6 protein-coding genes and 1 pseudogene are annotated in these 6,798 nt (G+C 49.0%); all 7 read left to right on the forward strand.

The genetic code is table 11. The features are described from left to right. Positions 1 to 341 precede the first annotated feature (341 nt). Positions 342 to 1,262, forward strand: a complete 921-nt coding sequence (locus BP822_RS00815) for an SDR family oxidoreductase (RefSeq protein WP_286877520.1) — start codon at positions 342 to 344, stop codon at positions 1,260 to 1,262. 512 nt (positions 1,263 to 1,774) lie between these two features. Further along, on the forward strand, positions 1,775 to 2,050 hold the full coding sequence (locus tag BP822_RS00820) for a winged helix-turn-helix domain-containing protein (protein WP_286877521.1): 276 nt from the start codon (positions 1,775 to 1,777) through the stop codon (positions 2,048 to 2,050). A gap of 466 nt (positions 2,051 to 2,516) precedes the next feature. Beyond that, positions 2,517 to 3,419: an NAD-dependent epimerase/dehydratase family protein gene (locus BP822_RS00825; RefSeq protein WP_286877522.1), complete on the forward strand. Its 903-nt coding sequence runs from the start codon at positions 2,517 to 2,519 to the stop codon at positions 3,417 to 3,419. Positions 3,420 to 3,486: 67 nt separating this feature from the next. Continuing rightward, entirely contained in the window at positions 3,487 to 3,756 is a 270-nt protein-coding gene (locus tag BP822_RS00830) for a hypothetical protein (RefSeq protein ID WP_286877523.1), read from the forward strand. Positions 3,757 to 4,153: 397 nt separating this feature from the next. Beyond that, on the forward strand, positions 4,154 to 4,438 hold the full coding sequence (locus BP822_RS00835) for a winged helix-turn-helix domain-containing protein (protein WP_286877524.1): 285 nt from the start codon (positions 4,154 to 4,156) through the stop codon (positions 4,436 to 4,438). A gap of 288 nt (positions 4,439 to 4,726) precedes the next feature. Next, positions 4,727 to 6,079: a flippase gene (locus BP822_RS00840; RefSeq protein WP_286877526.1), complete on the forward strand. Its 1,353-nt coding sequence runs from the start codon at positions 4,727 to 4,729 to the stop codon at positions 6,077 to 6,079. Positions 6,080 to 6,463: 384 nt separating this feature from the next. Then, positions 6,464 to 6,798 (forward strand): annotated as a pseudogene (locus BP822_RS00845) (ISAzo13 family transposase); the annotation flags it as partial.

A 6,798-nucleotide genomic window follows, 5' to 3' on the forward strand; every position in this document is an offset into this window, starting at 1 on the left:
AAAAAAAGAAAGGGAGATCATGCTCCCTGAAAAAAGGTAAAAAATCTCTGTGTCTCTGTTCCTCTGTGGTTCCGTCCGTCAGTTTGCAGCCAAGCACTGTGCACTGCAACCATAGAGACGCAGAGGCACAGAGAACAAAAAAAAGAAAGGGAGATCATGCTCCCTGAAAAAAGGTAAAAAAACTCTGTGTCTCTGTTCCTCTGTGGTTCCGTCCGTCAGTTGCCAACCGACACTGTTCACTGCAACCACAAAGGGCACAATAGCCTCACAAAGTACGCACAAAAGGAACCATTTTCCACTAACCTACCGAATCTCACAAACTCAGGAGTTGAACTATTTCAATGAAGGTCGTTGTAACCGGCGGCGCGGGCTTCATAGGCTCGAACCTAACTGATGAACTCGCAAGAGACCACGAGGTCACCGTCATCGATAATCTATCCACAGGCAGAATAGAGAACCTGGATCACATCCGGGATAGAATCCAGTTCATAAATGGCAGCATCCTGGATATGGATCTGCTCCGCCGGGCGTTTGCCGGCGCAGATACCGTCTTTCACCAGGCGGCCATCCCCTCGGTGCAGAGGTCGGTGGACAATCCCATCGCCTCCAACCAGGCCAATGTTGACGGCACGCTCAATGTGCTGGTGGCGGCTAAAGACAGCAGGGTGAGAAAGGTGGTTTTCGCCTCGTCCTCATCGGTCTATGGCGATACGCCCACCCTGCCCAAGAAAGAGGATATGAAGCCCAACCCCAAATCGCCCTATGCCATCACAAAGATGGCGGGAGAGTACTACTGCCGGGTCTTCTCTGAGGTATACGGACTTAAGACCGTATGCCTGCGGTATTTCAACGTCTTCGGGCCCAGGCAGGATCCTAAATCGGAGTATGCAGCGGTGATCCCGCGATTTGTCACCAGGATACTGCAAGGAAAGCCGCCGGTGATATACGGCGATGGCCAGCAGACCCGGGATTTCACCTTTGTAAAGGACGTGGTAAAGGCCAACATGCTGGCAGGAAAGGGCGATGCGGAGGGCGTATTCAACATCGCCTGCGGAAGGAGGATCAGCCTGAACGATCTGGCTGGTCTCATAATGGAGATCGTTGGAAGGCAGGTCGAGCCGGAGTACGACGAGCCCAGAGCGGGGGATATCAGGGACTCGCTGGCGGATATCTCTGCTGCCGGGGAGGCCCTGGGCTACCATCCTGATTATGATATGAATTCGGGGCTGAAGGAGACGGTCAAATGGTTTCAGAAGATCTAAAGGATAAGACGGTATGCGTGGTGGGCCTGGGGTATGTGGGACTGCCGCTGCTGGCGAGCAGAACGTAGATTGTGTAAGGATCGGCCTTGATTTTTGTACTGCGATTCTCAACTGCAATTCATCTACCGGAGCGGCTGGTGGAAGACGAGGTGCCCCTAGTGGGCACTGGATATTATGCGGGAACTCTTGAGTTTGATTCCGAAGCGGGGAGCAGATGAGAACGATGCTGTGATGGAAGCGCCGGAGCAGCAATAATTAATATGCGAAGTCCAGAATCTAAATCATAGAAGCACTCAAATGTGTTCAGGTTGGCGAAGCTGAGGCCGGTTGACGCTGCTATGGTCGTGAAGGCTCTTACGGATGTCGGCTTTCAAACTTAACCGTTATCCCCATTCATGAAAGAGAGGAACTTGGGAGAGGGATTTTTAGATCGTTCTGCATCTACCGTTCCTCTGTGTTTCTGTCTCGTGATAAGTAACATTTATAGATACCTAACATCCTAATAATATGTCATGGGTCGCAAGAGATACAAGGACCAGATCCTCCTTCAGATTTTGCAGCTTTGTGCCGAGGAAGAAAGCGCGAGCAAGACGCAAATTGTATATGGTGCAGGCCTGAATTTTCGCACAGTGATTCCTTATTTGGAGCTGGTCACCCGGAACAGGCTTGTGGAAATCCAGGAGGGCAAAGTGCCCAGATATAAAACCACGGCGAAGGGGAAGAAGGCGCTTGGATATATGCGGGAACTGAGGAATATGATTCCAGAGCCCCAAGTGCCGGCTGATTGATATCTTATCGAGGGGCGACGGGGACGAAACCAAAGAGGAACAGAGACGCAGAGGGCGAAAAAATTAGGGGTCCATCAATTTCTTAGTGTGAGCTTTATGCCCTTTGTGAGCTTTGCGGTGATTATATGTTCGTCGTGAGATCGGATGATCGAATCTGAGCCTAACAAATTCAAACCACAAAGGGCACAAAGATCACAAAGGACGCGCAAAGCCTGTTTTTTCAACGCCCAATTCAATAAACTAATTTTATAATATATCGATAAAATTCCTGTAGTTTCCAAGTTTTTGATTTTGCATACGCAATGCAGTAAAGAGGTAAAGCACATGCTATTAAATAGAAAAATATTAGCACAAAAGAGATACCTATCGCTAGTCAATTATGCAAGAATTGAATTCCGTTTATAAAGTTGGTGGTTGAAGTGAAAAACTTGGAAAGTACAGTAAAATTCAATAGAGAGGTCAATTGATGAAAGCACTGGTAACAGGTGGAGCGGGATTCATCGGCTCCAATTTGGTGGAGGCGCTGATAGATGACAATGAAGTCACGGTGTTGGACAACCTGCACACCGGCAGTATGGACAACCTGAAATCGGTTCAGAGGGATGTGAAATTCATAAAGGGCTCCTGTAACGACTGTCTAGACCTGGGGCTAGAGCCGGAGATCATATTCCACCTGGGGATTCCCTCCTCCTCGCCCATGTACAAAAAGAATCCCTTCCTGGTAGGAGAGGCGATAAACGGCATGGTGGCCATAATGGAGCTGGCCCGGAGGAGTGAGACAAAGAAAGTAGTCTTTGCCTCCTCGTCCTCCCTTTATAACGGTGTCCCCACACCGCACCGGGAAGACGCGACTATACCGGTCAAGGACTACTACACCGAGGCACGGCTGGCCATTGAGAGAGTGGCTGAGCTTTACCATCAACTCTACGGAATTGATTACGCAGGCTTGCGGTTCTTCTCGGTCTACGGCCCGCACGAGGTGGCCAAGGGGTCTTATGCCAACATGATCACTCAGTTCCTGTGGGGCATGAAGGCCGGAGAGCAGCCGGTCCTATTTGGCGACGGAACGCAGACCCGCGACTTTACCTACGTGAAGGACATTGTGGACGCTTTGATTCTGACCTCAAAGAAAGGCACCGGGATCTTCAATGCAGGGACAGGCAAGGCTTTTAGCTTTAATTATTTGGTGGACCTGATCAACTCCCGCCAGGGAACCGACCTGAATCCCATTTACAGAGAGAACCCGATCAAGAACTATGTGATGCACACCCTGGCGGATACTGCCAAAATACAGAGCCTCGGTTTTGCACCCAGGTATTCGCTGGAGAATGGGTTGAAAGAGATCATAGACGGAGAGATTAGGGATTAGGATGATGATTGCTATAGGCCATGCGACTGTGATTCCGCTCCAGAGACTTCACATTTGTAAAGGATTGGTGAAAGCCAACATCCTGGCAGGGATGGTCGCTGCAGAAGGCTTCTTTGCCATCGCCTGCTGCAAGAGAATCAGTCTGAACGAGTTCGCAGGTCGCATCATGTTGATCATAGACATTCAAGTCGAGCCGGAATACGACATGCCCAGAGCGGGGGACATCAGGGACTCGCTGGCAGACATCTCTGCTGCAGGGGAAGCCTTGGGCTACCATCCTGATTATGATATGAACTTGGGGCTGAAGGAGACGATCAAATGGTTTCAGAAGATCTAAAGGATAAGACGGTATGTGTTGTGGGGCGGGGGTATGTGGGGCTGCCGCTGGGTGTTATGCAGGATTTCTTGAGCAGTTCGAAGACAGGTGCCCGCTGACTGATGTCTATTCAAATGGCTACAGGGACAAAACCACAGAGAAGCAGAGGCACAGAGAAAAAAAACGAAATTCAACCACAAAGAACACAAAGCTCACAAAGAACCCGCAAAAGTTGCTTCGATTTCCTGATAACCGAGAATTTTTGGTGCGGTCTTTGTGCCATCACATGAAAAACTCTTAAGGCGTACTGGTTTTTCATGCTTTGGGCATAATCCCCTCCTGAGGATCATGGGCACTTTGTAGTTCAGTTAGCATGTCATCAGTAACTTAATATAAGTACCCCCCAAACCCATCCCTCATGTCGCACAAGCGCTATAAAGACCAGATACTCCTAAATATCTTGCAAGTGTGCGGAGGGGGGACAAGCAAACCGCAGATTGTCTATAAATCCGGCCTGAATTTTCGCACCGTCGTCCCATACCTCGACCTCCTCACCAACCGCGGCCTGGTGGTGCGCGAAGAGGGCAAGATACAAGTGTACATGACGACCGAGAAGGGCGAGAAGGCGCTCGGGCACCTGCGGGAGATCGAGAGGCTGGTGTGGACAGGAACAGTGACAGATGAGGAAAAGCTCATAAGTTAAATAAGCGGCTTTGGGATCAGATAACAATCATGTGGAACATTTATGTAAGCCGCCATCTGAATTGAGGGGAATGATAAGAGGGGGCGGCTGAGATAGCGAAGGCTTTTTCAAAAGTTAGATTTCAAAAATTTTACGAGAGATAGTTAAGCTTACCTCAAAGGAATATGATGTCATTGGTTAAGGCGGGGAGGATTTTATTGGCTCCAAATAAAAAAGAGTGCTGCAAGAGCTGCGGGATGGCTAAGTGAGGACATCAAACGACTTCCTGAACATGATCAGCAAAGAGGCATGATGAGCAACGGCGTATCTGGGGCCTGGAATGGCATCGCTTCTACGCTAAAGGTTGGGCTGCACAGCACCGTAGCCAAGAACGCTGCTTCGCTGTACGTCATCCAGTTTGCACAGTATATCCTTCCACTCATTACTATCCCCTATCTAGTTCGGGTGCTTGAGCCCTCAGGATACGGTCTCGTGGCCTTTGGCCAGGGTTTCATCGCATACTTCACGATCTTTGCAGACTATGGGTTTGCACTTTCAGCCACAAGAAAGATCTCACTGGAGAGGGAGGATATTTCAGCGGTTAGCTGGACTGCCTCTAATGTCTGGGCATCCAAGGCGCTTTTGGGAGCCGCAGGCTTCATATTGCTCCTGCTGGCTGTGTCCTTGGTTCCAAAGCTTCAGGAGTCCTCAACGCTACTACTAATACTGTACGGCGCTGTAATCGGAAGTGTGCTCTTTCCGACCTGGCTCTTCCAGGGAATGGAGAGGATGGTTGCCATCTCTGTGATAAACCTGATAATGCAGCTCTTTATCCTGGTCGGTGTCTTCACTCTCGTACACCGGCCTGAAGATTACATAGTATATGCGGTGATCATCAGCGCGGGCTCAATATTTTCAGGGCTCGCTGGGACCGTTATTGCATTCTTCATGTTCAAGCTGAAACCTGTTATGCCATCGAAGAAGGGAATTCTGGTGACCATGAGGGAAGGATGGGTGCTCTTTCTCTCCCAGGCATCAATGAGTTTATACACAGTTGGAAATGCATTCATACTGGGACTTCTGGCAAATACTACTGCTGCAGGGTACTACAGTGCTGCGGAGAAAATCGTGAATGCTGTACTGGGGCTTCTTGGGCCAGTTACACAGGCTGCGTATCCTAGGTTTAGCATAATGGCGGCTGAGTCGAGAGATTTGGCCCTTCAATGGGGGCAAAGAATGTTGCTCATAATTGGAGGGTTGGGATTTATTTTGTCGGTAGCGATATTTGCAGGTGCACCAATACTCGTTAACATAGTTCTCGGACCAGAGTACGAGCCTTCTATAACCGTAATGCGGATATTGGCAGGTTTGTGTTTTCTGATTGCAGCTAGCAACGTATTGGGCATTCAAATCATGATACCTTTTGGCAAAGACAAAGCATTCACAATAATTCTTTTTGGCGCGGGTATACTCAATCTAACACTTGCGATTCTGCTTGCACCGATATGGCAGGAGTCCGGCACGGCAGTTGCAGTCTTGTTTAGCGAAGCATTTGTAACAGGTGCAATGTTTGTTTATCTCTCTATTTGCCGGATTGATCTACTAACGTGGCCAACTATCATAGGCATCTACGAGGCTATTGGTAAGCAAGGAAAGTCATGAGGGATGAAGAGGTTGTGTATCTGCCAGAGGTAGAGGCTATCGCTTCGATCCGGGAGGAACCACTAGTATTAGGTATTTAGAGGAGGTACCTTCGAGCAGCGCCCTGTCTGCATGCCTCCGTATCTCATGACCTATTCAGGAAGATTCTACCAAGGGAGAGGTTCCTGCGTTAGGCACCGGAGATTGATGAAGTGAAGCTCGGCGGAGGGGTCCAAAAGCGATGGCTGAAGTCATTCTAAAACTGATGGACGGTGAGGACATGAGAGACGCCTTTAAAAAAGAAGGAGTGCAAATTGCAAAGCAATTTACCTGGGAGTATGTGTTTAGCTGTTGACGTGAAATAAACCATACAAATTTATATTGTAGAACGTTATCTATATAATTATGGATGACAACACAAATTATGAACCCTTTTTAAAAGCTATATCAGGTGCCGATCCTGTCCAAGCAAGGCGATTTGCGGCGGCCAGAGCTCTTGAGATCGGTTGGGGTGGTGTCTCAAAGGTTTCTTCAATAACCGGGTTAGCCCGAACCACCATCGATAAAGGCATTCAAGAGCTTGAGAACGAAGATGAATTGAAGCCGCCAGAGAGACTCCGTAAGCCAGGCGGAGGACGGAAGAAAGCCGAAAGCAAGGACCCAACCCTGATGAGCCATCTAGAAGATATCATGAAGGAAAGCACGTCAGGCGATCCGATGAGTCTTCTCAAATGGACATA

Source organism: Methanosaeta sp. UBA458 (genome assembly GCF_002496085.1).
Taxonomy (GTDB): domain Archaea; phylum Halobacteriota; class Methanosarcinia; order Methanotrichales; family Methanotrichaceae; genus Methanothrix; species Methanothrix soehngenii.

Excerpts from the sequence above, each read along its gene's own strand:
- BP822_RS00815 (WP_286877520.1), top strand. The coding sequence starts at position 342 with ATGAAGGTCGTTGTAACCGGCGGCGCGGGCTTCATAGGCTCGAACCTA.
- BP822_RS00820 (WP_286877521.1), top strand. The coding sequence starts at position 1,775 with ATGGGTCGCAAGAGATACAAGGACCAGATCCTCCTTCAGATTTTGCAG.
- BP822_RS00835 (WP_286877524.1), top strand. The coding sequence starts at position 4,154 with ATGTCGCACAAGCGCTATAAAGACCAGATACTCCTAAATATCTTGCAA.
- BP822_RS00825 (WP_286877522.1), top strand. The coding sequence starts at position 2,517 with ATGAAAGCACTGGTAACAGGTGGAGCGGGATTCATCGGCTCCAATTTG.
- BP822_RS00840 (WP_286877526.1), top strand. The coding sequence starts at position 4,727 with ATGATGAGCAACGGCGTATCTGGGGCCTGGAATGGCATCGCTTCTACG.